This is a genomic window from Halobacillus sp. B23F22_5 (genome assembly GCF_043497085.1).
GTDB lineage: Bacteria > Bacillota > Bacilli > Bacillales > Halobacillaceae > Thalassobacillus.
On the sequence record NZ_JBIEKI010000003.1, the window covers coordinates 83,115 to 108,896 of the forward strand.

At 43.1% G+C, this 25,782-nt stretch carries 27 protein-coding genes and 1 pseudogene; 3 read left to right on the forward strand and 25 right to left on the reverse strand.

Annotated elements, in window-relative coordinates:
* Positions 1-39 precede the first annotated feature (39 nt).
* The 23 genes and pseudogenes from prfB to ACGTN9_RS05950 all read right to left on the reverse strand — a co-directional run bounded on the left by prfB (position 40) and on the right by ACGTN9_RS05950 (position 20,505).
* A protein-coding gene (prfB, locus tag ACGTN9_RS05840; protein ID WP_499591417.1) for a peptide chain release factor 2 occupies positions 40-1,141 on the reverse strand; the annotation gives its coding sequence in 2 pieces (ribosomal slippage) (positions 40-1,068 and positions 1,070-1,141; 1,101 coding nt in all).
* A 74-nt stretch (positions 1,142-1,215) separates the two neighbouring features.
* Positions 1,216-3,729 carry a preprotein translocase subunit SecA gene (gene secA, locus ACGTN9_RS05845; protein WP_499591418.1) on the reverse strand — a complete coding sequence of 838 codons (2,514 nt, stop codon included), beginning with the start codon at positions 3,727-3,729 and terminating at the stop codon, positions 1,216-1,218.
* 193 nt (positions 3,730-3,922) lie between these two features.
* Positions 3,923-4,141, reverse strand: a complete 219-nt coding sequence (locus ACGTN9_RS05850; protein WP_499591419.1) for a hypothetical protein — start codon at positions 4,139-4,141, stop codon at positions 3,923-3,925.
* A 975-nt stretch (positions 4,142-5,116) separates the two neighbouring features.
* Complete coding sequence (gene hpf, locus ACGTN9_RS05855; protein ID WP_499591420.1) at positions 5,117-5,674, reverse strand: ribosome hibernation-promoting factor, HPF/YfiA family; 558 nt, start codon at positions 5,672-5,674, stop codon at positions 5,117-5,119.
* Positions 5,675-5,965: 291 nt separating this feature from the next.
* Positions 5,966-6,319: a flagellar protein FliT gene (gene fliT, locus ACGTN9_RS05860; protein ID WP_499591421.1), complete on the reverse strand. Its 354-nt coding sequence runs from the start codon at positions 6,317-6,319 to the stop codon at positions 5,966-5,968.
* On the reverse strand, positions 6,319-6,708 hold the full coding sequence (gene fliS / locus ACGTN9_RS05865; protein ID WP_499591422.1) for a flagellar export chaperone FliS: 390 nt from the start codon (positions 6,706-6,708) through the stop codon (positions 6,319-6,321). Before fliS ends, fliT begins: the two co-directional genes overlap by 1 nt.
* Before the next feature lie 15 nt (positions 6,709-6,723).
* Positions 6,724-8,313 (reverse strand): flagellar hook-associated protein 2, encoded by a 1,590-nt coding sequence (locus ACGTN9_RS05870; protein ID WP_499591423.1) that lies wholly within the window; start codon positions 8,311-8,313, stop codon positions 6,724-6,726.
* Between the two features lie 9 nt (positions 8,314-8,322).
* Positions 8,323-8,694, reverse strand: a complete 372-nt coding sequence (gene flaG / locus ACGTN9_RS05875; RefSeq protein ID WP_499591424.1) for a flagellar protein FlaG — start codon at positions 8,692-8,694, stop codon at positions 8,323-8,325.
* 197 nt (positions 8,695-8,891) lie between these two features.
* Positions 8,892-9,815 carry a DMT family transporter gene (locus ACGTN9_RS05880; protein ID WP_499591425.1) on the reverse strand — a complete coding sequence of 308 codons (924 nt, stop codon included), beginning with the start codon at positions 9,813-9,815 and terminating at the stop codon, positions 8,892-8,894.
* A 17-nt stretch (positions 9,816-9,832) separates the two neighbouring features.
* Complete coding sequence (gene csrA, locus ACGTN9_RS05885) at positions 9,833-10,066, reverse strand: carbon storage regulator CsrA (RefSeq protein ID WP_499591426.1); 234 nt, start codon at positions 10,064-10,066, stop codon at positions 9,833-9,835.
* Positions 10,038-10,508, reverse strand: a complete 471-nt coding sequence (fliW, locus tag ACGTN9_RS05890; protein ID WP_499591427.1) for a flagellar assembly protein FliW — start codon at positions 10,506-10,508, stop codon at positions 10,038-10,040. Before fliW ends, csrA begins: the two co-directional genes overlap by 29 nt.
* 12 nt (positions 10,509-10,520) lie before the next feature.
* Positions 10,521-11,108 carry a DUF6470 family protein gene (locus ACGTN9_RS05895; protein WP_499591428.1) on the reverse strand — a complete coding sequence of 196 codons (588 nt, stop codon included), beginning with the start codon at positions 11,106-11,108 and terminating at the stop codon, positions 10,521-10,523.
* A gap of 138 nt (positions 11,109-11,246) precedes the next feature.
* On the reverse strand, positions 11,247-12,149 hold the full coding sequence (gene flgL / locus ACGTN9_RS05900; protein ID WP_499591429.1) for a flagellar hook-associated protein FlgL: 903 nt from the start codon (positions 12,147-12,149) through the stop codon (positions 11,247-11,249).
* A gap of 11 nt (positions 12,150-12,160) precedes the next feature.
* Positions 12,161-13,756, reverse strand: coding sequence for a flagellar hook-associated protein FlgK (gene flgK, locus ACGTN9_RS05905; RefSeq protein WP_499591430.1), 1,596 nt, complete (start codon positions 13,754-13,756; stop codon positions 12,161-12,163).
* 18 nt (positions 13,757-13,774) lie between these two features.
* Positions 13,775-14,266, reverse strand: a complete 492-nt coding sequence (locus tag ACGTN9_RS05910; RefSeq protein WP_499591431.1) for a flagellar protein FlgN — start codon at positions 14,264-14,266, stop codon at positions 13,775-13,777.
* Between the two features lie 12 nt (positions 14,267-14,278).
* Positions 14,279-14,545, reverse strand: coding sequence for a flagellar biosynthesis anti-sigma factor FlgM (gene flgM, locus ACGTN9_RS05915; RefSeq protein WP_499591432.1), 267 nt, complete (start codon positions 14,543-14,545; stop codon positions 14,279-14,281).
* Between the two features lie 78 nt (positions 14,546-14,623).
* The gene (locus tag ACGTN9_RS05920; RefSeq protein ID WP_499591433.1) at positions 14,624-15,034 is read right to left on the reverse strand and encodes a TIGR03826 family flagellar region protein; all 411 of its coding nucleotides are present in this window, start codon (positions 15,032-15,034) and stop codon (positions 14,624-14,626) included.
* A gap of 64 nt (positions 15,035-15,098) precedes the next feature.
* On the reverse strand, positions 15,099-15,581 hold the full coding sequence (locus tag ACGTN9_RS05925) for a ComF family protein (protein WP_499591434.1): 483 nt from the start codon (positions 15,579-15,581) through the stop codon (positions 15,099-15,101).
* 202 nt (positions 15,582-15,783) lie between these two features.
* Entirely contained in the window at positions 15,784-16,851 is a 1,068-nt protein-coding gene (locus tag ACGTN9_RS05930) for an ATP-dependent helicase ComFA (protein ID WP_499591641.1), read from the reverse strand.
* 75 nt (positions 16,852-16,926) lie between these two features.
* Positions 16,927-17,307: pseudogene (locus tag ACGTN9_RS05935) on the reverse strand (hypothetical protein); the annotation flags it as partial.
* Positions 17,270-18,112 (reverse strand): DegV family protein, encoded by an 843-nt coding sequence (locus tag ACGTN9_RS05940; protein WP_499591435.1) that lies wholly within the window; start codon positions 18,110-18,112, stop codon positions 17,270-17,272. The pseudogene ACGTN9_RS05935 and the gene ACGTN9_RS05940, both read right to left, overlap by 38 nt.
* Before the next feature lie 399 nt (positions 18,113-18,511).
* Positions 18,512-19,192 (reverse strand): response regulator, encoded by a 681-nt coding sequence (locus ACGTN9_RS05945; RefSeq protein WP_093043782.1) that lies wholly within the window; start codon positions 19,190-19,192, stop codon positions 18,512-18,514.
* Positions 19,193-19,362: 170 nt separating this feature from the next.
* Positions 19,363-20,505, reverse strand: coding sequence for a sensor histidine kinase (locus tag ACGTN9_RS05950; protein ID WP_499591436.1), 1,143 nt, complete (start codon positions 20,503-20,505; stop codon positions 19,363-19,365).
* 160 nt (positions 20,506-20,665) lie between these two features.
* On the opposite strand from ACGTN9_RS05950, the gene ACGTN9_RS05955 reads away from it, so the two are divergent.
* The 3 genes from ACGTN9_RS05955 (at position 20,666) to ACGTN9_RS05965 (ending at position 24,672) form a co-directional block, all read left to right on the forward strand.
* A complete protein-coding gene (locus tag ACGTN9_RS05955; protein ID WP_499591437.1) occupies positions 20,666-21,307 on the forward strand; it encodes a YigZ family protein in 642 nt (213 codons plus the stop codon).
* A 665-nt stretch (positions 21,308-21,972) separates the two neighbouring features.
* Complete coding sequence (locus ACGTN9_RS05960; RefSeq protein WP_499591438.1) at positions 21,973-22,974, forward strand: LCP family protein; 1,002 nt, start codon at positions 21,973-21,975, stop codon at positions 22,972-22,974.
* Positions 22,975-23,220: 246 nt separating this feature from the next.
* Positions 23,221-24,672 (forward strand): APC family permease, encoded by a 1,452-nt coding sequence (locus ACGTN9_RS05965; protein WP_499591642.1) that lies wholly within the window; start codon positions 23,221-23,223, stop codon positions 24,670-24,672.
* A 27-nt stretch (positions 24,673-24,699) separates the two neighbouring features.
* Here ACGTN9_RS05965 and ACGTN9_RS05970 read toward each other — a convergent pair whose 3' ends face one another.
* Entirely contained in the window at positions 24,700-24,951 is a 252-nt protein-coding gene (locus ACGTN9_RS05970) for a helix-turn-helix domain-containing protein (protein ID WP_499591439.1), read from the reverse strand.
* 242 nt (positions 24,952-25,193) lie between these two features.
* Positions 25,194-25,652 (reverse strand): IDEAL domain-containing protein, encoded by a 459-nt coding sequence (locus tag ACGTN9_RS05975; RefSeq protein ID WP_499591440.1) that lies wholly within the window; start codon positions 25,650-25,652, stop codon positions 25,194-25,196.
* Between the last annotated feature and the right edge of the window lie 130 nt (positions 25,653-25,782).

A 25,782-nucleotide genomic window follows, 5' to 3' on the forward strand; every position in this document is an offset into this window, starting at 1 on the left:
AAGACCTCGCTCTTATAATTTGAGCGAGGTCTTAGGTGATTAATTCATTTGCGAGCGAAGGTACGCGTTGATGAATGGGTCAAGATCGCCGTCCATCACACCTTGCGTATTACCGATATCAAGGTTGGTCCGATGGTCTTTGACCATAGAATACGGGTGGAAGACATAGGAGCGGATTTGGCTTCCCCAGCCGATTTCTTTCTGCTCCCCGCGGATTTCATCCAGTTCTTGCTGCTGCTTTTCAATTTCAAGCTGATAAAGCTTCGCCTTCAGCATTTTCATTGCCTGTTCCCTGTTTTTAATCTGAGAACGCTCCGACTGACAGGTCACGACTGTGTTGGTCGGTGTATGCGTGATACGAACCGCCGAGTCCGTCGTATTAACGTGCTGACCGCCGGCACCACTGGAACGGTAGGTATCGATTTTCAAGTCTTCTGTCCGGACATCGATTTCCACCTGATCATCGAATTCCGGCATTACTTCACAAGATACAAAGGAAGTATGGCGGCGCCCTGAGGAATCAAAGGGGGAAATACGCACGAGACGGTGTACTCCCTTTTCCGCTTTCAAATAGCCATATGCATTATGACCTTTGATCATCAAAGTGACACTCTTTACACCGGCTTCGTCGCCAGGTAAATAGTCCATCGTTTCCACTTTGAAGCCTTTTCGTTCTGCCCAGCGGGTATACATGCGTAAAAGCATGCTTGCCCAGTCCTGAGATTCTGTACCGCCAGCACCAGGGTGCAATTCTAAAATGGCATTATTTTTGTCGTAGGGTTCACTTAACAGCATGTTGAGTTCAAACTGGTTCAAGTCTTTATTAAGCTGCTTGACCTCTGCTTCCAGCTCTACTGCAAGCTCTTCATCATTTTCCTCTTTAACCAGCTCATAGGAGACTTCCAGGTTTTCATGCGTTTCTTCATGATCCTCAAGTGTATGGACCATTTCTTTCAGGCCGTTGACCTCATTAATTACTTTTTGGGCATTGTTCTGGTCATCCCAAAAATTCGGAGCAGTCATTTCTTCTTCAAGTTCTGCAATACGTGCCTTCTTTTGATCGGCGTCAAAGAGACCCCCTGAAGTCCGCTAATCGCTTAGCCATATTGTCCAATTCATGACGAATTTCCGCCATATCCATAACAATCACCTCTTATTAAAATTCTTACTTGGAACAATGGAAGACACTCTCCCTGATGAGAGAGTGTCCGTTCATTATCTGCCGTGGCAGTTCTTATATTTCTTGCCGCTACCGCACGGGCACGGATCGTTTCGCCCGACATCTTCTTTTTTCACGTAAGGCTTGCGTGTTTTCTTTTCTTCACTTTGCTCGCTGCCAGATACCGCCTTTGCCCCCTGGGCGACCTCCTGACGTTGGAGGTTGTTGCGGACCTCGGCCTTCATGACGTAGCGGGAGACTTCTTCTTCAATGTTTTGTACCATTTGTTCAAACATAGAAAAGCCTTCCATCTGATACTCACGAAGTGGATCTGTTTGTCCATAAGCACGTAAATGGATACCCTGACGAAGCTGGTCCATCTGATCGATGTGGTCCATCCACTTCTGGTCGACGGTACGAAGTAAAATGACACGCTCAAACTCGCGCATTTGGCCTTCTTCCATTTCCGTTTCCTTCTCATCGTATCGCCGCTTCACTTTTTCCATCAGGAGTTCAACCATTTCTTCCGGTTCTTTTCCTTTCAGTTCACTTTCGGTGACATCTCCCTCATGGACCAGATTCGCACGCATATAAGAAACGATGGAATCAAGTTCCCAATTTTCATCCAGTTCATCAGTTGTATAAGCCTGGACGGTCCGTTCAAGGGTGGAATGAATCATTTCTTCGATAATGCTGCGGAGGTTTTCAGAATCAAGCACTTCAAAACGCTGCTTGTAAATAACCTCACGCTGCTGTCGTAATACATCATCATAAGAAAGTACGGTTTTACGTGCATCAAAGTTATTTCCTTCCACGCGTTTTTGAGCTGATTCAACCGCACGGGATACCATCTTGCTTTCAATCGGCTGGCTATCATCCATGCCTAAACGATCCATCATGTTACGCATGTTATCTGATCCGAAACGGCGCATCAGTTCATCTTCCATGGAAAGATAGAATAATGACATACCAGGATCTCCCTGACGTCCGGAACGTCCACGGAGCTGGTTATCAATACGGCGGGATTCATGTCGCTCGGTACCAATGACCGCTAAGCCCCCTCGCTCAACTACACCCTCCCCGAGCTTGATGTCAGTTCCGCGGCCCGCCATGTTGGTTGCAATTGTAACGGCGCCTTTCTGACCGGCATTTTCAATGATTTCCGCTTCCCGGAAATGGTTTTTTGCATTCAAAACATTATGAGGTACGCCTGCTTTCTTCAAGTAACGGGAAATCAACTCTGACGTTTCAACAGCAACCGTACCGACAAGGACTGGCTGCCCTTTATCATAGCGCTGTTTGATTTCTTCCACGACTGCCTTGAACTTTCCTTCCATCGTTTTATAAACGAGATCCGCTTTATCGTCACGAATGATCGGCTTGTTCGTTGGAATAGCAATGACTCGCATATTATAAATGTTCAGGAATTCCTCTTCTTCTGTTTTCGCTGTACCAGTCATACCTGCCAATTTATCGTACATACGGAAGAAGTTCTGGAATGTGATGGAAGCGAGCGTCATACTTTCATTCTGGATTTCCAATCCTTCTTTCGCTTCTATCGCCTGATGGAGTCCATCGCTGTAGCGACGCCCCTTCATCAGACGCCCGGTGAACTGATCGACGATAACCACATCTCCATCCTCCACGACATAATCCGTATCCCGGTGCATTGCCGCATGAGCTTTCAAGGCCTGGTTGATATGGTGGATCAGTGACACATTGGAAAGATCGAACAAGTTCTCAATCGCAAAATACCGCTCTGCTTTATTGATCCCTTCCTCTGTCAGTTGTACGCCTTTTGTTTTTTCTTCATACGTATAGTCTTCCTCTTTTTCAAGCAGGCGGACAAAGGCATTCGCTTTCACATAAAGATCGGCAGACTTTTGAGCGGTACCTGAAATAATCAATGGTGTACGGGCTTCATCAATTAAAATCGAGTCGACCTCGTCAATGATAGCAAATGGCAGGGAACGCTGGACCATTTGTTCCTTGTACAGGACCATGTTGTCCCTCAGATAATCAAAACCGAATTCGTTATTTGTTCCGTAAGTGATGTCGGCATCATAGGCCTCGCGCTTTTCTTCTTTCATCATTCCGTTCAAGTTCAAGCCAACTGTCAATCCCAGGAATTCATAAAGCTTGCCCATTTCACCCGCATCACGGCTGGCCAAATAATCGTTGACCGTGATGATATGAACGCCCTTGCCACTCAATGCATTTAAGTAAGCTGGCATTGTCGAAGCAAGCGTTTTACCTTCCCCGGTTTTCATCTCGGCGATATTCCCTTCATGCAGGGCAATCGCACCAAGCAGCTGGACGTTGAAAGGGCGCATCCCAAGTACACGCTTGGCCCCTTCACGGACGACTGCATACGCTTCAGGCAATAGCTTGTCCAGACTCTCGCCATCCTGATAGCGTTGTTTGAATTCATCTGTTTTATTTCGCAGACCATCGTCTGATAGTTTTTCCATCTCAGGCTCCAACGCTTCAATTTCCTCGGCTTGCTTTTGCAGCCGGTTGATTTGGCGCTGGTTGCCGTCACCAAATATTTTCTTTAAGGTTCCAAGCATTGCAACCGCTCCTCTATTAAATTGGTAGTTATCCGGTTGTATAGTTTAATCACACTTTATAATAACACTTCCATGAGTTGCCTGACAACAAACTCCCTTGTTTAGCTGACTGCAAACGAACAAGAGCAACTCGGGGATGAGCTGCTCTTGTTATGGAGACGTAGGAGGACTTTCGAGGAAACATGCGTGGCAGTCATTCAGCATCTGGTGTCGAACGGAATGTTGTGCTTGTCATTGACAATGAATGTTCTCGTACAAGCAGTCGATGTTCGAACCCCAGCTGTCTTCGATCCAAATCATAGATTCGCTTATTCGCAGCCGCAATAATCTCCACAAGCTGGGCAATTGTCTTCTCTTGCTGCTTGAGTTTATGGTATAGCTCCTGGTACTCCTGATTCACATAAGTAGTCAATATGGGTACGCCTCCCTGGAAGGTAATTATTGCTGCCTACTTTGTTATACCACGTGATAATTTTTATCGCTAATTTCACTTTTGCCAAAACGGACGGCGGTTTTTGTAAAAAACGCCTATTTTCCCAGTGAAAATTCTCCTTTCTAGCCAAATCGGCACTAGATTATGCGAAAACACATCTATTTTAAAAAACTTACACTTTTTTAAAAGGCATGTTAAACGTTGTTGTGATTTTCCATAAATAAACTTTTTCAATTGGGCCGAAAAGTCGAAGACTTGATTTCGAGATATTGTGTGGGAGGGGGGGCTTTGGGGAACGACTCGCTTTCCATGGGAGTACGGTGAGCTTCCTCGGGCTAAAGCCCTGCGGGATCTCACCATGTACTTTAATCCCATAGGAGTCTCGCCGTTCCCCTATGCCCCTTGCCTAGAAAGTTCTCGAAATCATACTTGTGGGGAAAAACATCTTTGAAAAGACTTCTGCCACTTCTTTATATCATTTATAAATGCTTAAGGATAAAGTTTTTAGTTGTACATTCTTTCTCTTTTTAAAGGGCCCGTTTGGTACAAAACTGGCTGGATGGGAAGGGAAACGGCGAGAATCCCGCGGGAGAAGGGGCTAGGCGAGATCCCACAGGCGCAGCCCGAGGAAGCTTGCCAGGTCCCCCGCAGGAAAGAAATGAATGCGTAATCGCCTTGGGAGACACGACACGCATAAGCAGAACAGCAAAAGGGAAGTGGTTCTTCTTCCCGTTGATGAACTGCTTATGTCGCGAGTGTCTAGGCGATGAAGCTGGAAAGCGAGTCGTTTTACGAACCATCCCATTACTCTTATGGTAACGGGCCCCACTATCTCGAAACTGATTCTTCAGCAAAAGAGCTATAATATCGACACTGAGAGTTAAAAGAGTCTTTTAAAAAAGCAATTGAAAAGGCGACCCTTCACAGGGCCGCCTTAGTTTGTTGATTTCGTAATCAGCTAGGTTCGATCAATCCATATTTACCGTCACGACGACGATAAACTACGTTTGTTTCATTCGTTTCCGCATTAGTGTAAACGTAAAAGTTATGACCTAACATATCCATTTGCAGTACTGCTTCTTCGGAGTCCATCGGCTTCAGATCAAAACGTTTTTGTTTTACGATTTCGATATCTTCATCCTCACTGGCTCCATTTTGATACTCCTGTGCTTCTTTTTCCAGTTCCGCAAATACGTATTTCGGAGCACCTTCCTGGCGGAACTTACGGTTCACTTTTGTTTTATGCTTTCTGATTTGTCGTTCCAGTTTATCAACCACAAGGTCGATGGCAGCGTACAGATCAGTGTGTCTTTCCTCTGCACGTAGAAGCAGATCCTTCATTGGAATCGTTACCTCGATTTCCTGCTCATCATTATAGACACTTAAATTTACATGGACCTCGGAAGTTACCGGTTCATCGAAGTAGCGCTCTAGCTTTCCTACTTTCTTCTCCACGTAATCTTTAATAGCCTCGGTCACTTCTAGGTTTTCACCACGAATGTTGTATTTCATATAGAAGTGTCCTCCTTTCATCCTTATGTGATTATTATTCTATCATACCCTGGCATATTCCTGCACAAACTTTCGAAATTTTCCGAATTAATTGTGTCGGAATTTGTTGGAAATTGCAGAAATATAAGTGAGGGTCTACTTATATCATACCCGATTTTAACTATGATTAAGGTAGATAAATTGTGAACATCTTCAAAGAAAGCCGTTTATTCCAAGTGCTTTTCCGTTGACTTTTCTATTTGGTTGTATATACAAGAAAACCTGCTTCTGTACATGAAGCAGGTGATTCCACTATTTTTTTTGGTCTAAGAACATACCGTCATAGCCTTTTACGCTCTGATAAGGATTGGAGTATTTCCTGGTAGATGTCTCCTGTTTCTTATGAAGGCGCATATCCGTCTTCAAATGTTCGAATTTTTTTTCCAAGCGCTCTTGTATATGCACTTCCATCAACAAAATTTCCTGCAATAATCTCTTCTCTTCTTCATTGACCGGGTCTTTTAATAGATGAATGATATCCCCACGCCTATTAATCAAGTTGGTCACTTCGTCTAATATTTGCTGGCGGTCAGTGGAAGAAAAAGGTGTCTGTAATCGTTCATTCAGACTTACTGTCATTTGATGAAATTCAGTGATATGCCCCACTATGCATTGCCGCCTTTACCAAACTGGTCCTGCCTTGTCTTGCGGATGACCTCTTTCCACGTATCACGCAATTCACCTACCAATTCACTTGCTTCTCCTAATATGGTTGTATCATTTTTCAGATTAGCATCCAGCAGACGGCGATTGATATAGTCATATAGGGGCATGATCTCTTTTGAAATAGACACTTCAGGGTCAAGGGTCACCATCAGTTCCTGAATGATTTTCTGAGCCTTTTGGATATTGATATTCTTCTGTTCAAAGTCTTTACTGTCCATCGCTTTTCCTGCTAACTTGATGAATTTCAAGCATCCATTGTAGAGCATTAATGTCAGTTCCCCAGGGGAAGCTGTTTCAACTGAATTCGTCTGGTAAGCTTGTATCGACATAATTACACTCCTTCATTAAAATCCTCCACCAAATTGTTGCATCAAATAATTAGATTGGGAATTCATTTTCTGAATTGCTTTTTCCATCTGGGTAAATTGGGACCAGTAGCGATCTTCTATTTGAATCAACCGGTCCTGAAAAGCATTCATCCGTTCGTTGATATTCTTCAACTGTCTCCCAAGTACAAAATTATTATCCAGACTGGTAGACTTTCCTGCTTTCTTTTCAATAGCTTCCACAGTGCGATCCAAAGTATCCTCCAGTCTCCGGACAATACCTTTTCCAGTTCCTTCCTCATCAGCCGCGAACAGCTGATGGACTGAATCAGGATTTTCCCTCAGCGCAGCTCGCAGCTTGTCTTCATCGATCAGCAGATTACCGCCATCACGGTAATTAGGGGAAGTAGTGATGCCAATTTGAGCCAGGTGATTATACTCGCCCGCTCCTTCCACCGTGTTATACCAGTTGTTACGCATTTCAGACAATGCACCACGTATAGCGGCATCACCACTAAGCATCCCTTTCTTCGCTTTTTCTTCCCATAATTCGATTTCTTTCTCTTCCATGCTTTCCCGCTGTTGTTCGGTCAATGGTTTAAAGTCACGGTTTCTTCGTTCCCCGACTTTTTCATTCAAACTTTCGATAATGCCATTATATTTATCAACGAACTTCGTGATTTTCTCTAATGATGCCTCAGTATTACTGGTTACATTGATTTTAGCTTGGCCGTGTGTGATGTTATTGAAATTAAACGTAACCCCATTTAAGGTGTAACTATTTTCGAATGATTCGATTCCCAAAGCACCGTTATAGGTGAATACAGCGTTATCTCCTCCGCGTTCTGCTTTATCCCAAGTCCCATCAGCTTGTTGAATACCATTTTTAATATCTAATAGGTCAACAAAGAAACTACTATTGGTAGAGGAATCAAACCCAATTTCAGCTCCTAAATAAACAGAGGGGTCTTGATTGAAATCACCTGTTTCCGTGCGCTCGAGTACTACTTTGTCCGCCTGTGAATCATAGAAAGCCCGGACGCCATTATCAGCTTCAGTTATTTTCTTTAAAATATCATTCAATGATTCGTTCCCTGAAACCGTAAAAGTTTGCTGTACAGGAGTTCCGTCCTCTTTAAAAGTAAAAAACTCATACTCTGTTTCCACGGTCGGATCGGTACTGAAATCAAACCCTGCACTATTCTTCAAATTAGGCGCAGCAGTTTTTAGCGGGGCGTCAGGGTCGAATGTCGTTCCCACAGAGGTTATTCCATTTTGGCTGATGTTGATAGCCGACGATGCCAGTTGTTCCACTTCTACATTATAACTTCCTGATGAAGCACTCGCCGTAGCCGTCGCGGAGACCGCTCCTTCCTGTGAAGAAGTAGTAGTTTTCGAGTTGAATGTACGCTGAAGCTTCATATCCAGTGTCAGATTATCAAGCTCTAGTAACTGTTTGTTAACATCCCGATAGGCATCCCGCTGCCATGTCAGCCACGTTTTATCCTGTTCCATTTTATCAAGCGGCATCCGTTCCGCTTTCATGAGATCTTTGACAATGCCGTCGATGTCCATTCCGGAAGCTAAACCACCTATACGCATATCCATTGCACCACCTTATATTTTATGATCGACGATGAAGCCAAGGGATTCAGCCATTGCCGCGTAAATATCAAGCAGACGTTTGGGTGGCATTTCCTTCACTACTTCTTTCGTCTTCGTATCAATCAAGGTTACATAGTATTCATCCAGTTTATCGTGGAACTCGAATTTCAAAGATGTATTTGCCGGTTCAAGAAATTCATTAAGCCCCTCGACTATTTCTTCTGTTTTATGTTTATCTAAATTCTTATGAGGTTCTTCATGAATTACTTTTGTAGCTTTCGTATTTTCTTCTACAGTTATATCATCCTGAACTGAAGTTGAACGTGAATGATGACTGGACTGTTGCAGGAGTTGAGAACTTGAAAAGACTTTTTCCACGTTCACAACCATCCCACTCCTTTATTCAATTTATATTTTATATCGGTTGAAACCAAAAGGAGTTGAAGTTATTCAATTAGAAAAAGGCTTGTCGCCAAGTAATAATGGTGAAAGCCGTAGTATTTTCTTATACTTTAATCTTTTAACAAAGTAAAACTTTCTTAAAGTGCAACAAAAAAGAACCTCCCCCCTGTACACTCCATTTACTGGAGGTGCTGGGGCAGAGGTTTCTCTTTAAAAATCTGGGAGATAGCTATGCCTGAAAGTATGAAAATAGAGCCTAGAATGATGGTAGGGGTCAGTTGTTCATTTAATAATACTGCTCCAAAAAACATGCCAAAGACCGGGACTAACAAAGTTGATAGAGTTGCCGTCACCATATCAATGTTGTTCAATATAATAAACCAGAGTGTAAAGCATAGGGCTGATGCCAGTACACCAGTAAATAATACATAATAGATACTTTTCGGAGTGAGATGAAGCGGTTCTCCCCATTCCATGATGAAGGCAGCGAGCGACAGACCGATAGAACCGAATAACATCTGATAGGCGGAAACCTGGAGGTTGGTGATATTTTTCAACTTTTTTCTATAGTAGACATTGGAGGCTCCCCATGAAATCGCGGCAAGGATAATCAATACTTCCCCTGTTAAAACTGTCATGTTCTGATCGATAAGTACGTCCCACCCCAATATAGTTATAAGACCGATCATTCCTAAAGTAAGTCCTGCCGCTTTCATTTTCTGTATTTTTTCACCTAAAAATTTGGCAGCGAGCAAACTGCTCCATATCGGCATGGAATAAAGCAGAACGGATGATTTGCCAGCATCTACAAACCGGAGTCCATACATCACCAGTAAAAACACCACCGTCGTTTGCAACAGACCAATGATAGCCAAATGGCGCCATTGATCTTTTGGCGGTGGCCCCACTTTGAATATCAATAACACTAAAAACATCGTCATTGTCCCTGTACCGAAACGAAGCGCAGAAAAAGTAAAAGGCCCCATGAAATCAAGTGATGCTTTCATGAGTGCCCAGGCATAGCCCCATATGATTGTAATCGACAGAATTAAGAATCCCAAAAACCCCTTTTTCTTATGTAAGGAAGATATTTCTGAGGCCAATATATTCCCCCCTTAACCTATTCCTTTGTTTTACCACCGTTCTTAAGGAAATCCATCCAGTCTGCCGGAGCTTGCATGGCTTCCTGATTCTCTTCAGTAATCTTCTCATAGACTTCCTGCCGGTGAATATCAATATGCTTCGGTGCAGCTATACCAATTTTCACTTGATCGCCTTCTACGGCGATCACTTTCACTTCAATTTCATCACCAATTTTCAGCGATTCATTTATTTTTCGATTCAGCACCAGCATGCTGTACGGCCTCCTTTCTAAAAGAAGCGAGCAAATGTTTCGTGTGGTAGGAGGTATCATTCAATATCACTTGTTTTCCTATATTTTTATTATAGTTCACTACTAGTGGAGCCTGAAGGTTCACCGTAGTTTTCGAGAATGGATCTCTTAAGGTAACCACTGATAGAATTATAACATCTTCAGGAGATACTATCTTCAATAGCTTTTGTGTCTGTAATTCAATTTCAAACTCATAATTGGGTAAGAACAAGTATGGATTCGTGACAATCAAGGCAACTTCTGGACGATGAACTGATTGCAGGACTTGATAGACCCCTTCATCTTCCATTTTCAAGAGCACAAACGCTTTTTCCTGTTCAAAACCGGGCAGTCCGGCCGGAAAGTCAATAATTTCTTTTCTTCCTATAGTCAATTCCCCAAAAAACTTCGTTACTATCTTCATATGTATTCACCCTTATATTTCAGTTTCAAATCGATAACCTTTATAAGTTAAATTCTCAAAGTCAATGTTCAATGAAGCATATTTATCCATCGAAACATCCACCTTACCAGGCTTGTAATCGTGTCGTACTTTTTGCGGTACTGCTTCAATCACCGGCGTGTTACGCGTTATATTAATTTCAGGACGCTGAGCTTGATAATTCAATTCAACCAGATCATAAGCCGGCATCCCCCCAGGCTGATAATCAAAGTTCCAAACCGCATTACGGGCTGCCTGATCGGGTATGGGATTGCCTCCCTGTTCTATCCGCATCAGTTCATCCCCTTCCCGCGATGTTGTTGCAATACCTTCCAACAATGTTTTCCTGGCGTGCTCAGCGGTCTCCCTTGTTCTGACCTGTGAACTTTTCAAACCAAGGTTATGCCAGGCATTGGACTGGTCAATCGTCAGTTTCCCTGGGCGCTGCCTGATCGACATATCTGCTTTTGGCTGCTGGATACTCTGCTGGGCTTTCGGCTGCCCGATGGACTGTCTGGCCGGCTGGATTTCTATGTTGATTGCTGCACGTTGACTGGAAAGTCTGATTTGAGGAAAATTCACCTTCTCACCTCTTATTAGAAAAACTCGGCTTGTCGCCAAGTACTTATGGCGAAAGCCTTAGTATTTTCTTATCCTTTAATCCTTTAACAAAGTTAAACTTTCCTATAGTATAAAAAAAGCTACCTGAAGTCAGATAGCTTATCGTAGAAAGTCCATCAATGTTGGCTGGATGATACGAGCACCTACTCCAAGGGCAGCACGGTGCACACTTTCCTGCGTTTTGAGCTCTGTAATAACCTTTTCGATATCAGCGTCCTCATTTTCAGAAAGAATCCTGGTAGCCGTAATTTCCTGCTGCGACAGACGATCTTCTACCAGCTCCACGCGATTCATCCTTGCTCCTAAATCCGCGCGTTCATCCACAATGTTATTAATATGGCCATCAATAGTATCCAAGTACCCATTTAACTTGCTTTCATCGTTCCCGTTCAAAGCATTTTCGAGCCCTTGAAGATCTGCAAACAATTGACCGGAAAAGACCTTGGTTGGATCGATATTGGCTTTTAAGGAGTTGCCTTTGGAAATTTCTATCATCACTTCTCCGGAATTATTACTTACCTTAAAGGGGCTGGGAGCTGCTCCAGGCGGATTCTCTTCTGACACATTAACCGGAGCATTCAGGGTATCATTGCCATTGAAAATATATTTATTGTTTACTTTTGTATTGGCAATATCAATCATATGGTCCTTCAGCTGGCCAATTTCTTTAGCGATATTTTCCCTTTGGCCCTGGTCGTAAGTACCATTGCTCGCCTGGACGGTCAATTCGCGTACACGCTGCATTGCTTGGGTCGCCTTATCCATCGCACTGTCCGAGTTTTCCATCCAATTATGCATCTCACCGAGATTACGCTGAAACTGTTGGACTTCGTTCAACTGCGTACGATAATTCATTCCCTTCATCGCAACAACCGGGTCATCGGAAGGCCGATTGATTTTTTTCCCCGTTGAAAGCTGCTCCTGGTATTTACCCATCCGTTCGTAACTGTTGCTAAGATGCCTTAGCATATTGTTGCTTAACATTCCTTGTGTCACCCGCATCAATCATTCACCTACCTTCCTACTAATCCCATCTGATTGATGACCCTATCCAGCATCTCATCCACTGCTGTCATATTTCTGGCAGAAGCATTATAGGCGTGCTGAAACTTGATCATATTGGTCATTTCTTCGTCAAGGGAGACTGCACTGACAGACTGTCGGCGCTGTTCCACAGATTCTTTGAGGGTGCTTGCATTATTTTGGAGACGCTGGTATTCCTGGGATTCGACGCCCATTTTTCCGATGACTCCCTCGTAGTAACTTTTCAAACTTGTCGCTTCGCCAAGGTCAGCCAATTCAGCATCCTTCACACCGGCTAAAGCAAGAGCGTTCGAGCCATCTCCAGCATATGGCTGTCCCTTTGCCGCAGCAGCAATATTGTCTGTGTCCTCTTTAATATCAGTATGAATATCCAATCGGCCAGCCAGTCCTGCATTCATCGTACCTTCTTCTGGAAGCTGGGAGCTCCCATCTGTGAAGAACGGTTGAGAACTGACTAAAGGGTTTTCATCATTTGTATTATTCTCAATATCTTTTAATGTGGCTCCATCCTGGTGGACTTGGTTAAATTCTGTCGCAAAAGCGTAAGCCATTTTATCTAAATCCGCCAGCATATCAAGATACATACCGCGCGATTCTCCCTTACTATTCTGATAACCATGAGCCTCTTTAAGTGCGAGTAATTTTCCCTGGGAATGATATGTATCCAGATTTTTCGTATCCCCACCGCCATCCTTAGGAGACAATGAAAAACCTGTACCCACACTTCTACCCTCAACATCTTTAATCTCAGCATTCAAGTGGTAGACCCGTGACTCCCCTTGCCCCGGCTTGCCATTCACGAGCATATCTTTTTCCGTTCCGTTCACTAATTGAATAGTCGCTTGACCCATCGCCATTGCATCCGGCTTGCCATTACTCATTTCATAATTAACCTCAATGTCCACCAATTGTGATAAATCATCAATTAAGCGGTCGCGTTCGTCATACAAATCATTTGGCAGATAACCGTGGGGTTCGACATTCCCTATCTGCTGGTTGAGCTGGTCGATTTGAGTAAGCAGTGAATTGGCATCTTTGACTGTTACATCTATTTCGTTTTCTAAATCCTTTTGAATACCTTCTAAGGAGCGAGACAAATAATTGAAAGTTTCCGTGACGGCTATCCCGCGCTGGCGTACGACAGATCTTGCCCCCGCATCTTCCGGGTTGGTCGCTAAGTCTTGTAATGATTGCCAAAAACGGTCCATCGTTTTAGAAAGCCCCTGTTCACTCGGCTCATTCATGACTTCTTCCATCTTGCTAATAGAGTCAGCCTTTGACTCCCAGTATCCAGCCTTATTTGCCTCTCCTCGAAACTGAATATCTAAAAATTGTTCACGCACACGCTCGATGGAGCCCGCCTGCACACCGCTTCCAACTTGTCCCGGGATTTCCGGACGGTTTCTCGAAGCTGGCGGATATGGCGCAGTCTGTTCAAAGTTGACTCGCTGGCGTGTGTAGCCAGGTGTATTAGCATTTGCAATGTTGTGCCCGGTCGTATGTAAAGCGGACTGCTGGGTGAACAATCCGCGTTTAGCTACCTCTAAGCCATGGAATGTCGACATGTAAAATAGACTCCTCTCTTACGCTTTCGAATCAAAAACAGACCTTTTTTCTTTGGTAGAAACTCCGGTTTGTTTGTTGTAATTCATATTGTTAAGGCTTGGCTGCAGCATATCCAGCGATAAATGAATAAATTGCAGTGATTGCTTCGTCAATTCAGCGTTGAGCTGTTCCTGCTGTTTCAATTCGGAGACAAGAAAGACCAGCTCTTCAAATAACGATTGCAACAAGTTTTTTTCTTTACTGTCCTCCAGAAACCCAAGCAGTTCTGATAAGGTTGGAGCCTCTAATACTATACCTTGCTTGCGACACCAGTCTGTAACAGTATCCATGCGTTCGTTCTCTATTTTAGTAATCGCCTGGATATGTTTCCGCTCTTTGGTCAATAATTGCTGAAGACTCCCTGTCTCCCCTTGTTTTAACAGCTCTGTTTTTTCGCGGGACAAATATAATAGACTTTCATGCAATTGCTTCAACTTTTTCATTTGTTCATTGACTTTAGTGATGGACACCATTGGTCCCCCTTACTTACGGCTGTTCCAGAATTGGATCATTTTTTGTGCAGTTTTCTCCGCGTTTATTTTATATTCACCTTGATCAACCGCTTGTTTGATTTCCGCTACTTTTTTCTCACGTGCTGCATCAGGCCTGGCATTTTCCTGCAGGTTCTTTGCCTGATGGGATATTTCTACCTTATCTTCCTGCTGTAAAGCTTTCTTGATTTCTGTCTGTTTGTTCAACTGCTTTTGATAAGGGTTCAAATTGGTATGATTCGGACCATTGATTTTCATTCCCATTCACCTCACTCATTATTGCTTCCGACACTCATTCTACTCTATTTATCGGTTAATCAAAGCCATTATTTAATATTACTTTTTACCCCTTTTCAAACTGTAATAGGTCCTGGATTCAGGAGGGGATTCCGGAACAGCTTTCTCGTCAGCCCGCTGCCACACCTCATACAACGAGGTTCTGCAGTCTTCACACAGCCTCCCCTGCTGCAAAGGTACCCCACACCTGTCACAGTTATAGTGCAGGTTCGGGAAATGGGCCGTCAGCAATCTTTTTTCTTTCACAAACTGCATGATACGCTCATTTGCTACCCCAGTAGCTTCCACCACTGCCGTCACAGTCGCCTGGCGGTTCTCGCGTTTGCGAATGTAATCATAAACCATTTGAAAGTCTTTTTCTTCTTCCTGGAAACAATCGGAACAAATGGAACGAAACGATTTAACAAAAACCGCTCCGCATCTTGGACAATTCCTCAACTCCCCAGTCATAACACTTTCCCCCCAAAAAATCTTCTACTTATTATATCGTCACCTCCCGTCTAATTGATAACTTTCAACCACTTCTAATTAAAGTCAAGGAGAAAACTTTCGGTGTCCCGTTTGCTTTTAACAATTTAGCTGCATGCCTCAAGGTCATTCCAGTCGTATATATATCATCCACTAAAAGAACAGCCTGGTGGACTGGCTTTGCCAGCAGAAATGGATTGACCGTTTCCATCCGCTCCTGCCGTGATTTTTTCGATTGCTTTTCACCATGAAGGCGGGTCAGTGCCAGTTCCCTGGGAGCCTGAATGAATCCTGCTAACGCGTCTGCCTGGTTGAACCCTCTTTCTTCCATCCTCTCGTCGCTTAACGGGATCGGGACAACAACCACATCTTCTCCCATGAAGTGCTCTTGAAATTCATCTTGAATAGCTTCACGAAACAAATCTGCCAAAATATAATCGCCACGGTACTTCCAACGTGCCATAATATCTTTCATTTGCTCATTATAGTGGAAGATAGAAATGTTTTGATCAAGGACACCGCTCCACATATCGTCTTCCTCCCACCGTGTACAATCAGGACAGAGTCCGGACTTCCCCATGGGACGAGAACAGGATAAACACTTCGCTCCGGTAATTTTTTCCCACTGCACCTCGCAGGCGTTACACACAACATGTTTCTTGGGGAGCGAAAATAGATTGGACCAAGTCACTTGATGTAATATCACACAGGAACAATTCAGGCAACGCACATCACTTCCCCCTTCCTAACCGGTTCATCTTAAGGATGGTTTCCACTGCCTTTACCATGGCATCGGTTTTACCCTGATGAAAAAAGATGACTTCACCGTCGGGGTCTCTCGAGCTTCGCCCTGCCCGCCCCGCTATCTGGATTAAGGCAGCCTGGTCGAATACCACATGGCCACTGTCTAAAACGATGACATCCACAGAGGGAAAAGTAACACCTCGCTCCAATATCGTCGTTGTCACTAACACGTCATATTCGTTTTTGCGGAATTGGTTCACTTTTTCTTGACGATCTGAATCTGACGCATGTACGCAAGTGACTCTCTTGTATTGCTGTGCAAGGATTTTTTCTATCTTTTCAGCATTAGGGATGGTGGGAACAAAGATGAGGAGTTGGCGGTCCGGTCTTTTACGACGCCCCAGCCAGTCCCAAACCTTTGGTGAAAGCATGTCTTTTTTGAGTGATTTTTTAAAGTCGAAGGCAGCAGTAAAGCGGGGAACAGGAAGCGGGTGGCCATGAAAGCGTCGTGGCACAAATATAACTGGTAGTTTCTTTCGGTTGATTTCCCGTTCATGCTTCGGTCGGGGAGTAGCGGTCAAATAGATGAAGGAGGCTTGATCTTTAGCAGCTCTTTCAGTCGCATAAGGCAAAGATGCATCAGCATGATAAGGAAAGGCATCGATCTCATCGATGATCATCACATCAAATGCTCGCCCGTAGCGCAACAGTTGATGGGTTGTCGCAATAATAAACTGGGCATTACCTTGTTTATCGGGGCTGTCCCCATATAGTGCCTGGATCGATACATCGGGAAAGGCAGATACAAAACGGGGAAGCAGCTCTTTAACGACATCCGCGCGGGGAGTCGCCAGGCAGACTCTTTTACCTTGAGAGAATGCAAGACTCAGGCCAGGGAATAGCATTTCTGTTTTTCCAGCACCACAAACAGCCCAGACCAGCAAACGCTGATTTTCTTCTTGTATCGCTTCAATGATACGATCTGCCGCCTGTTGTTGAAAGGTTGTGAGCTCACTGGTCCACTGACAGGCATGAGGGTACCGATCCCAACTCACAGGGCTCCGCCAGGCATATAAATGTTCTTGTTCCGACACACGCCCCATAACGATGCATTTACGGCAATAGACCACATTACCCGGTAGCCTTGCAAATAAATAGCTTTTTTGATTGCCGCACCGGCGGCATCGATGCCCCCATGTGTGCTTTTCAATAGCAGGAATTTCGTCTAGCAAACCTAAGGAAATCAGTTCATTTAATTGTTGTTTGTTTAAAGAGATTTCTGTTTTTAATAGAAGCTTTCCAGTTAAATAGGTGTCAAGAGAAGGGTTAATAAATGAAGGGAGGACTGGTGGCTGTTTAAGAGGTGAGGGAATCCAGGAGAAGTCATTGGAAAAATAATTACGGAAGGCAAGGGTTAGATTATTCAATTCTTCATCGCTCCAATTAGGAAGAGGGAGGGGAAGCTCCCTCCCTTTATTTTTTATACCAGCCGAGTCCCAGTGCACCTTCACCAAGATGAGTTCCGATAACTGGTCCGAAATAGCTGATGGTTACCTCTACATTCGGAAAACGTTCCTCCAATTCGTGTTTGATTAGTTCTGCATCATCCAGGCAATTTGCATGGATAACAGTGGCTTTGATGGCATCTCCACTTGCTGCATCCTCTTCAAACAAGGATAGAATCCGCTTGACCGCTTTTTTTCTTGTCCGGATCTTTTCGAACGGGACAATCTTTGTATCGACAAAATGGAGGACAGGCTTAACCTGCAGCAAACTGCCGACTATTTTCTGTGCTCCTGTAAGGCGCCCGCCTCGATAGAGGTTAGTCAGATCATCGACCATGAAATAAGCACGAATCGTCTGCTTCATTTCCTTAAGGCGTGCCAGAATTTGTTCAGGGGTTGCCCCATTGTCTGCCAGTTCAGCTGCCTCCAGTACATAAAAACCCTGCATCATCGCACTTAATTCGCTATCAAAAGGGTGAACCTCAATCCCTTCTACCATGTCACCGGCAGTAATAGTCCCCTGATAAGTTCCACTTATTCCACTGGAAAGATGGATGGCCACAACTGCATCATATTCCCGGGCAAGCTCTTCCAGCTTCTCTGTCACAAGCCCGACCGATGGCTGGGATGTTTTAGGCAGCTCCTCACTGTTACGCATCATTTCATAAAAATCGCCTGCCTGGATATCGACTTCTTCCCGGTATGATTCCTCATTAATTATCACGTTTAAAGGAACCATATGTATATTATGCTTATTACGTATATCTTCAGGTATGTATGCCGTACTATCAGTCAACACCGCTGTTTTCATCAGGCATCGTACTCCTTGTCATTATTTATAAATCATATCTTCCTTCATTTTACATGAAGGCCGGCCTTTTTTCATCAGCAGGGGTAGCAAATGAAGAAATATTTTAATATAGAGGAAAAAACAAAAGCGCAAGCGCCTTGCTAGTAATGACGTTCGACTAAAACCGGCACGTCCTGTGCCAACGTCGAACTGACCTGCATCCCGCAGGCCTCCGACAAGCTTAAGACAAGCCTCTCCGTAACGTTCTTTGTCACAGAGAGGCTTGACTTAAGACCTCGCGGGGGTAGGCGCTGGAGCTGGATGACACCCACTACTGAAAGTTATCCACAAAAAGAAAATTTTATAATTTCATAGCCAAATAAAAAGACCCCGGACAAGAAGTCCAGGGTCTGACTGAAGTTATAATACTTCTACCCAGCCATTTTTAATAGCGGTAACAACTGCCTGGGTACGATCGTTGACGTTCATTTTTTGCAGGATATTGCTGACATGGTTTTTAACCGTCTTTTCACTGATATAAAGTGATTCAGCTACACCACGATTACTCTTTCCATCTGCCAACAGTTGAAGCACTTCACATTCCCGGCGCGTCAACAAGTGAAGCGGCTTACGGTATTCAATAGTCTGGAAGGATTGGCCGTTTTCTGCTGTTTCAGATAGACGGCGGTATTCGGCAACCAGGTTATGTGTAACTTTCGGATGAAGGTAAGAGCCGCCTTCGCTGACTACCTTTATCGCTTCTATCAATGCATCGGAGTCCATTTCCTTCAATAGGTAACCTTGTGCCCCCGTTTTTAAGGCATGCGTGACGTAATTCTCATCATCGTGAATGGAAAGAACGATTACTTTCAATTCCGGATAGCGGCTGATCAGCTCCGCAGTCGCTTCCACACCGTTCATATTGGGCATATTAATGTCCATAAGTACAACGTCCGGATCATGCTGTTCAACTAAATCTACCGCAGTATCCCCGTCATCCCCTTCTGCCACTACTTCAAAGCTTACTTCAAAATCTAAAATACGCTTTACACCTTCGCGAAAAAGTTTATGGTCATCAATCAATACGATTTTTGTTGTCATCGTCCTTTTCCTCCCCATCTCATAATTTCTGGGTTAACTCCGTGACTTATTTCCCTAATCTCCCCTATAAAAAACTTCAATTTGAAACATCAGCAGATATATAAGTCTATATTCCTATTTGATTACTTATTATAAATGATTTTTTATTTTTTAGGTAGTGTTACCTAAAATTACCTCTCGGTGGGAATTTGGATGATTACTACGGTACCTTGTCCAAGCTTGGAATCGATGGTCAGCTCCCCTTCAAGCATATCAACCCTTTCCCTCATTCCGACAAGGCCGAATGACTTATCCTTTTTTACATTAGTATCAAAACCTTTGCCATTATCTTTTATCACTAAAATGGCTGCTTTCGGCTTTAACTCTACTTTCACCTGGATTTCTGTAGCTTCCGCATGCTTCACGGCATTTTGTACTGCTTCCTGAACCAGACGGAATAATGCAACCTCGTACTTGCTGTCTAGCCGTCTTTCTTTACCCAGATTCGTAAATTGAACTTGCAAATCGTTATTGTATTCTTCTACCGTATTCAAATATTTCTTTAAAGTAGGGATGATTCCAAGATCATCCAACGCCATCGGCCTCAAATCATAAATGATACGGCGGACTTCATACAAAGCAGAGCGTACCATTTGTTTGACACTCTTGATTTCCGCCAAGGCTTCCTCTACACCCCGTTCGCGGAATGTCCGGTCCACAAGGTCGGATCGAATCATGACATTGGCCAGCATTTGAGCCGGACCATCATGAATCTCCCGAGAGAGCTTCCGGCGCTCTTCTTCCTGCGCCTCAATAATCTGCAAGCCAAATTCCTGTTTCTCTTTCGCATCTTCGAGAGCTTCTGATACTTGTCTGAAGTCTTCATTCAAATAATTGAGGACAACAGAAATCTTACTTACCAGCCCCTCAGCCCGCTGGACAGTGGAATCTAAGTTTTTCAGCCTGCGCTCTAAATCGTCACGGCGTTCTCTCAGCTGCTTTTCCTTTTCCCTTTTAACAGAAAGGTCCATTTGCAGTTTATGGGTTTTTTCATATACTTCACGTATTTCCTCTTCAGAATATTGATTGAAATATTTACTTACTTCTGAAAGGCGCATACGGGAGAAACGCACTTGTTGTTCAAGTTTGTCACCTTCATCTATGAGAGAAATGACCTGTCTTTTTGTCTCTTGCAGCTCTTTGTGAAGTTTTTCAAACTCATTGCGGGACTCTTCTCCTATATGAAAAATCTCGTCCTTGCTGTTCGTGACATTTTCAATCATTTCTTCGATGACTTGATCAAGTGCTTTTTCCTCAATTCTTGTCTCTTTCATCATAGGACTCCTCCATCAATATTCACATACTCATTCGAATTTCCTAAGTACTTTTGTGGGGGTGTTGCAATAAAAAATAATTCTTTTTATATTCCAGATAATTATTTGCCGGCATATAGAAACCGCTATATAATTAAGTTCTTAGGAGGTTTTTTATAATATGTTGGAAAGCTATTATACCGTAAAAACAGAGGGTTCAGAAGAAATAACCATCCAAAAGTCACGGTTTATCGGATACATACGTCGTTGTGAAACAGAAGAAGCAGCTCAGGCCTTCATTCAGGAGATAAAGAAAAAACACCACGATGCCAACCATAACTGTTCAGCCTACATGATTGGTGAAAATGACCTGATTCAGAAAGCAAACGATGACGGTGAACCAAGTGGCACTGCTGGAGTACCGATGCTTGAAGTGTTGAAGAAAAAAGGTCTGAAAGACACCGCGGTGGTTGTCACCCGGTACTTCGGAGGCACAAAGCTTGGAGCAGGCGGCCTGATCCGGGCTTATTCCTCTACAACTTCTGCCGCTATCAGGGCAACTGGTATCGTCAAACGTCAATTGATGCAGGAAATGAGAGTTACTGTCGACTATAAATTGCTTGGGAAACTCGAAAACACGCTTCGTAATTCGAATTACTTATTAAAAGAGATTAAATATCTGGAAAATGTGGAATTTATTATATATGTAGAAAGTGGCCAAGAAGACTCCTTCTCTCAATGGATCGTAGATTTGACCAGTGACCAGGCAACAATCGAACAAGGCGAGAGGAGTTATATGGAAAAAGATGTACCTGATGAATAATCACCCTTCCCCCTTCCTTGGCTCACTCCCTAAATGAAAAGCTCTGTTAAATCACACTATTGATTTTGAACTTAAGCTCCCTTTACTTGAAGACACAGTTTCGAGAGAAACTGTGTCCGTTACGGTTGTGAGCGTTTGGAGGTCCGGGAAATCACTCGCTTTCCATGGGCATGTGGTGAGCTTCCTCAGGCTTCGCCTTCCGGGATCTCACCGATCATGTTCATCCCATAGGAGTCTCGCAATTTCCCGGACCTCCTTCCGTTAAGTGAGCAAAACGGAAACTTCGGTATGCCATCCTTCAAGCATAGGGAGAGCTACTCATGAAAATGTGCTTATAACATGCATCATAGGTTTATATGGCTTATGGAAGACATCTTCATTTAAGGCAGGGATTCGTTTCTCTCATCCTTCGGATGGGGTGGTTGGGAAACTGCGAGACTCCCGCGGGAGAAGGAGTTAGGCGAGATCCCACAGGGCGATAGCCCGAGGAAGCTCGCCAGATCCCCCGCAGGAAAGCGAGTAGTTTCCAAGCCACCCCTAACGCTTTTATGGTAAAGAACCTTGAAACTGAGTCTTCCATAATACGGCCTTTTAGTGGAATAAGCCTCTAATGAAAAGTCAACAATTACGTTAAACAGAGCCAAATGAAAAGGAGAATCCCTATCATGAATAGAAAACTGAAAATCAGCCTGCTGGTCGTGTTATTTCTACTGGTAGCAGGAATAGGGACAGCCGGAGGATATGCTTTGTATTTGTCTCACAAAGCACAACAGGCAGTTTCTGACTCACAGCAGGGGCTCGGTCGAGGAGAAAAATCGGCGATGCGGGATTCAGCAGTAAACCCCTTTGATGATAATTTCTCCGTTTTGTTTGTTGGGGTCGACGATAGTGAAGAACGGGAAAAAGAAGGAAAAGCACTATCTGATGCGCTCATCCTTGCCACATTCAACGAAGAAAATAACTCAGTAAAAATGGTTAGCATTCCCCGCGACTCCTACGTTAATATCCCAGAGGTAGGGTATAAAGACAAAATCACCCATGCCCATGCTTTCGGTGGAATTGACGCTACAATCGAAGCAGTTGAGGGCATGTTCCACATCCCAGTTGACTATTATGTCCGTTTGAATTTCAATTCTTTTGTTGAGGTCGTAGATGCTCTTGGCGGAATCGAGTACGATGTACCATTTGAAATTAAAGAACAGAACAGTGATGACCAGCTAGAAGCTATCCACCTGAAGTCTGGACTCCAGGAATTGAACGGAGAAGAAGCCTTAGCTTTAGCACGAACAAGAAAATATGATAGCGACTTAGCAAGAGGGCAAAGACAAATGGAACTTATTCAGGCCATTGTCCAAAAGGCTAAAAAAGCAGAGGCGATAAATGACTACGGCAATCTCATCGACTCAATAAAAGGTAATTTCACGACAAATATGGCCTTTAACGAGTTATTATCTTTTAAGGATTACTTTCTCAATGAAAATGGACTGCAATACGATGAGATGCAACTAGAAGGAAAAGGTATTTGGATCAATAATGGCTGGTACTATGAGGTTAAAGAAACCCGTTTAGTTACAATCCGGGAGAATTTGAAGAATCACTTGGATATTGAAATGAATCACAACTACGATAGCGAGTTTACAGCAGAAGAAACTACACCTTATCATTAAAACATTTTTACAATTAAACTTGTCTTATTATTAGACAAAATATTTCCCTGGAAATGGGCAATAAATAAGACATACTGTCAAAATTGAAAGAAACAGCACTCGCCAATAATGAGTGCTGTTTTAGTTTTTATCAGATTGGCCAAAACCAACCTTTATAACCCTGCATGGTATTTGCGTGCATAGCATAAAACACTTAGAATGGGGAAATGCTACTTTTTTAGGAGGAGTTATTAACATATGAATAAAATGAGAGAAAGACGGACTCTTGAACGTTCCCTAAAACCTCATTGGGTTTGGGCCATTGCCTTTGGTTCAGCTATAGGCTGGGGTGCATTTGTCCTGCCGACGGATTGGATATCCCAGGCTGGACCTATGGGAGTTGTCATAGGAATCCTGCTCGGCGCAATTTTAATGATGGTAATAGGGGTGAGTTACGGTTTTCTTATTGAAAAATTTCCTGTCACCGGTGGGGAATTCGCCTATGCATATATCGGATTCGGTCGAACGAGTGCATTCATCGCAGGATGGTTTCTTACATTAGGTTATATGTGCGTTGTTGCTTTGAACGCATCTGCATTAGCATTATTAAGTAAATTTTTGTTTCCTGGAATTGTAAATCGAGGCTACTTATATACGGTGGCCGGCTACGAAGTGTACATTGTACAAATTTTAGTAGCCAGTGTCGCTTTGATAGCTTTCGCTTTCTTGAACATTAAGGGAGCCAGTTTTTCTGGTCGCTCCCAATTCATTTTCAGTATGGTCTTAGTAGGTGGTATTGTCTTGCTTGGTATCGGTGCGATAGTAAGTAGCGGACCAAGTCTTACTAATACGCTTCCAGCTTTCGAACCAAGCCAGTCAGCCATTGCTTCTATTCTTACAATCCTTGCACTGGCACCATTCGCTTATGTCGGTTTCGATAATATTCCTCAAGCAGCCGAAGAATTCAAATTTGAATCTAAAAAAGCTTTCGGATTAATTATCTGGTCGTTATTGGCTGCAGGGCTTGCCTATGCCGCAATGATTTTAATTACCGCCAGTACAATGCCGTGGCAAGAACTTCTTGTGCAAACAGAAAACTCTGTATGGGGTACCGGAGATGCTATTGAAAGTTATATGGGCAGAATAGGCGTCTTTATTATCGCCATCGCTGTTTCAATGGGGATATTCACTGGATTGAACGGCTTCTACATTTCTTCCAGTCGTTTAACATTCGCTATGGGAAGAGCTCGGATTCTTCCTAATATGTTCCGGACACTTCATTCGGAGCATAATACTCCATATGTGGGAATCCTGTTTACCATGGTTGTGTGCCTAATCGCTCCGTGGTTCGGACGTGAAGCCTTGCTTTGGGTAGTTGATATGTCATCTACCGGAGTAGCCATCGCTTACTTTTTCACCACCGCAACAGCTTATAAGTATTTTCGTTGGTCAGACAACCAGTCTGCTAACGGAAAGATTGCAGCTACGGCTTCACCTGTAAAGAAGCTGCTTTCCCTGGTAGGAATGGTCAGTTCGCTGTCCTTTTTAGGCCTATTATTACTACCATTCTCACCGGCGGCTCTAGGAAAAGAATCTTATATTGCTCTTGGGGTATGGGTGTTAATCGGTGTCATCTTTTATCTGACGAATATAGGTCGACAAAAGAAAATCGGAGAACAAGAATTGAATTACCTTATTTTGGGAAAAGAAAAAATATAAGCATAAACACAAATCGAGCAGGGATATTTACCTGCTCGATTTTTCATTTCTCAAACCTTCTGCATTTTTGTTTACTTGTCCCAGCTTCCAAGCTGTTAAGTCTTCGAGTGGTACTCCAAGTGTATCTGCAAACTTTTTCATGATAATTAATGAAGGATTTTTTTGGATTCCTCTTTCAATATTACTGATATAAGATTTAGAAACTCCAGAGCGACTTGCTAATACACTCAGTGACATTCCCCGCTCTTCGCGTAACTCTCTTATTCGCTCTCCAATCATAATGATCCCTCACCTCTCCTTCTTTTGTTCTTTAAAAAGAACTAAAAATTAAAAAATAAAGAAATATATACGTTCATTATAACGAATTACACTATAAGTATAATTAAAAAATTATGAAATGGAAAAGTCCATATTAATTTTAATCGTTTATTTACTCTTTAAATACTCTTTTATACGTCTCTTTACTGCTATTTTCTAACTAATTCAAAACAAGCGTTCCGCAAGATGCAGAACGCTTGTTTTTACACAAAGTTCTTTTTTTCTAATAAATCATAAAACGTTTCTCGGTCTCGATTATCTAATGCTTGATCAATCATTCTGTTAAAGTTAAGCTGCTCTAATTGTTCAAATAGGCCTTCTAATGCTTCATCATTTTCATTTTGTTTATCAACAGATTGAGACTTCTCTTTTAAGTAAGGATCTACAATGGAGTTTAAATGGGTAAGGAAGTCAGGTAATTGCAGCAGGTCGGTGACAGCCACATAGATCATCTTCTTACCACGCTGAAATACAAAAATATCGAAAACATTGTGCACCTTTTGTTTTTTGCGATCAATAATTATTTCTTTAGCCTCTAACGGAACGAAGTGGTAAAGCTCTTCATCTACATATAGAGAAAAATACTGGTAGGCCAGAACAACACGGACAAAGCGTTCATCCTCTTTGACATAATAGGGCTTCAACATTTTAATCGATAACATATCTGACCACCCTCTCATTTAATCTGAATATTCAGTATTTTATATATATTATGACGCATTCTGCGGGATATGAAAAGGAAAGATAACTGGAAAATAAAAAAACAAGCTATGTTAGTACCTTACACACATA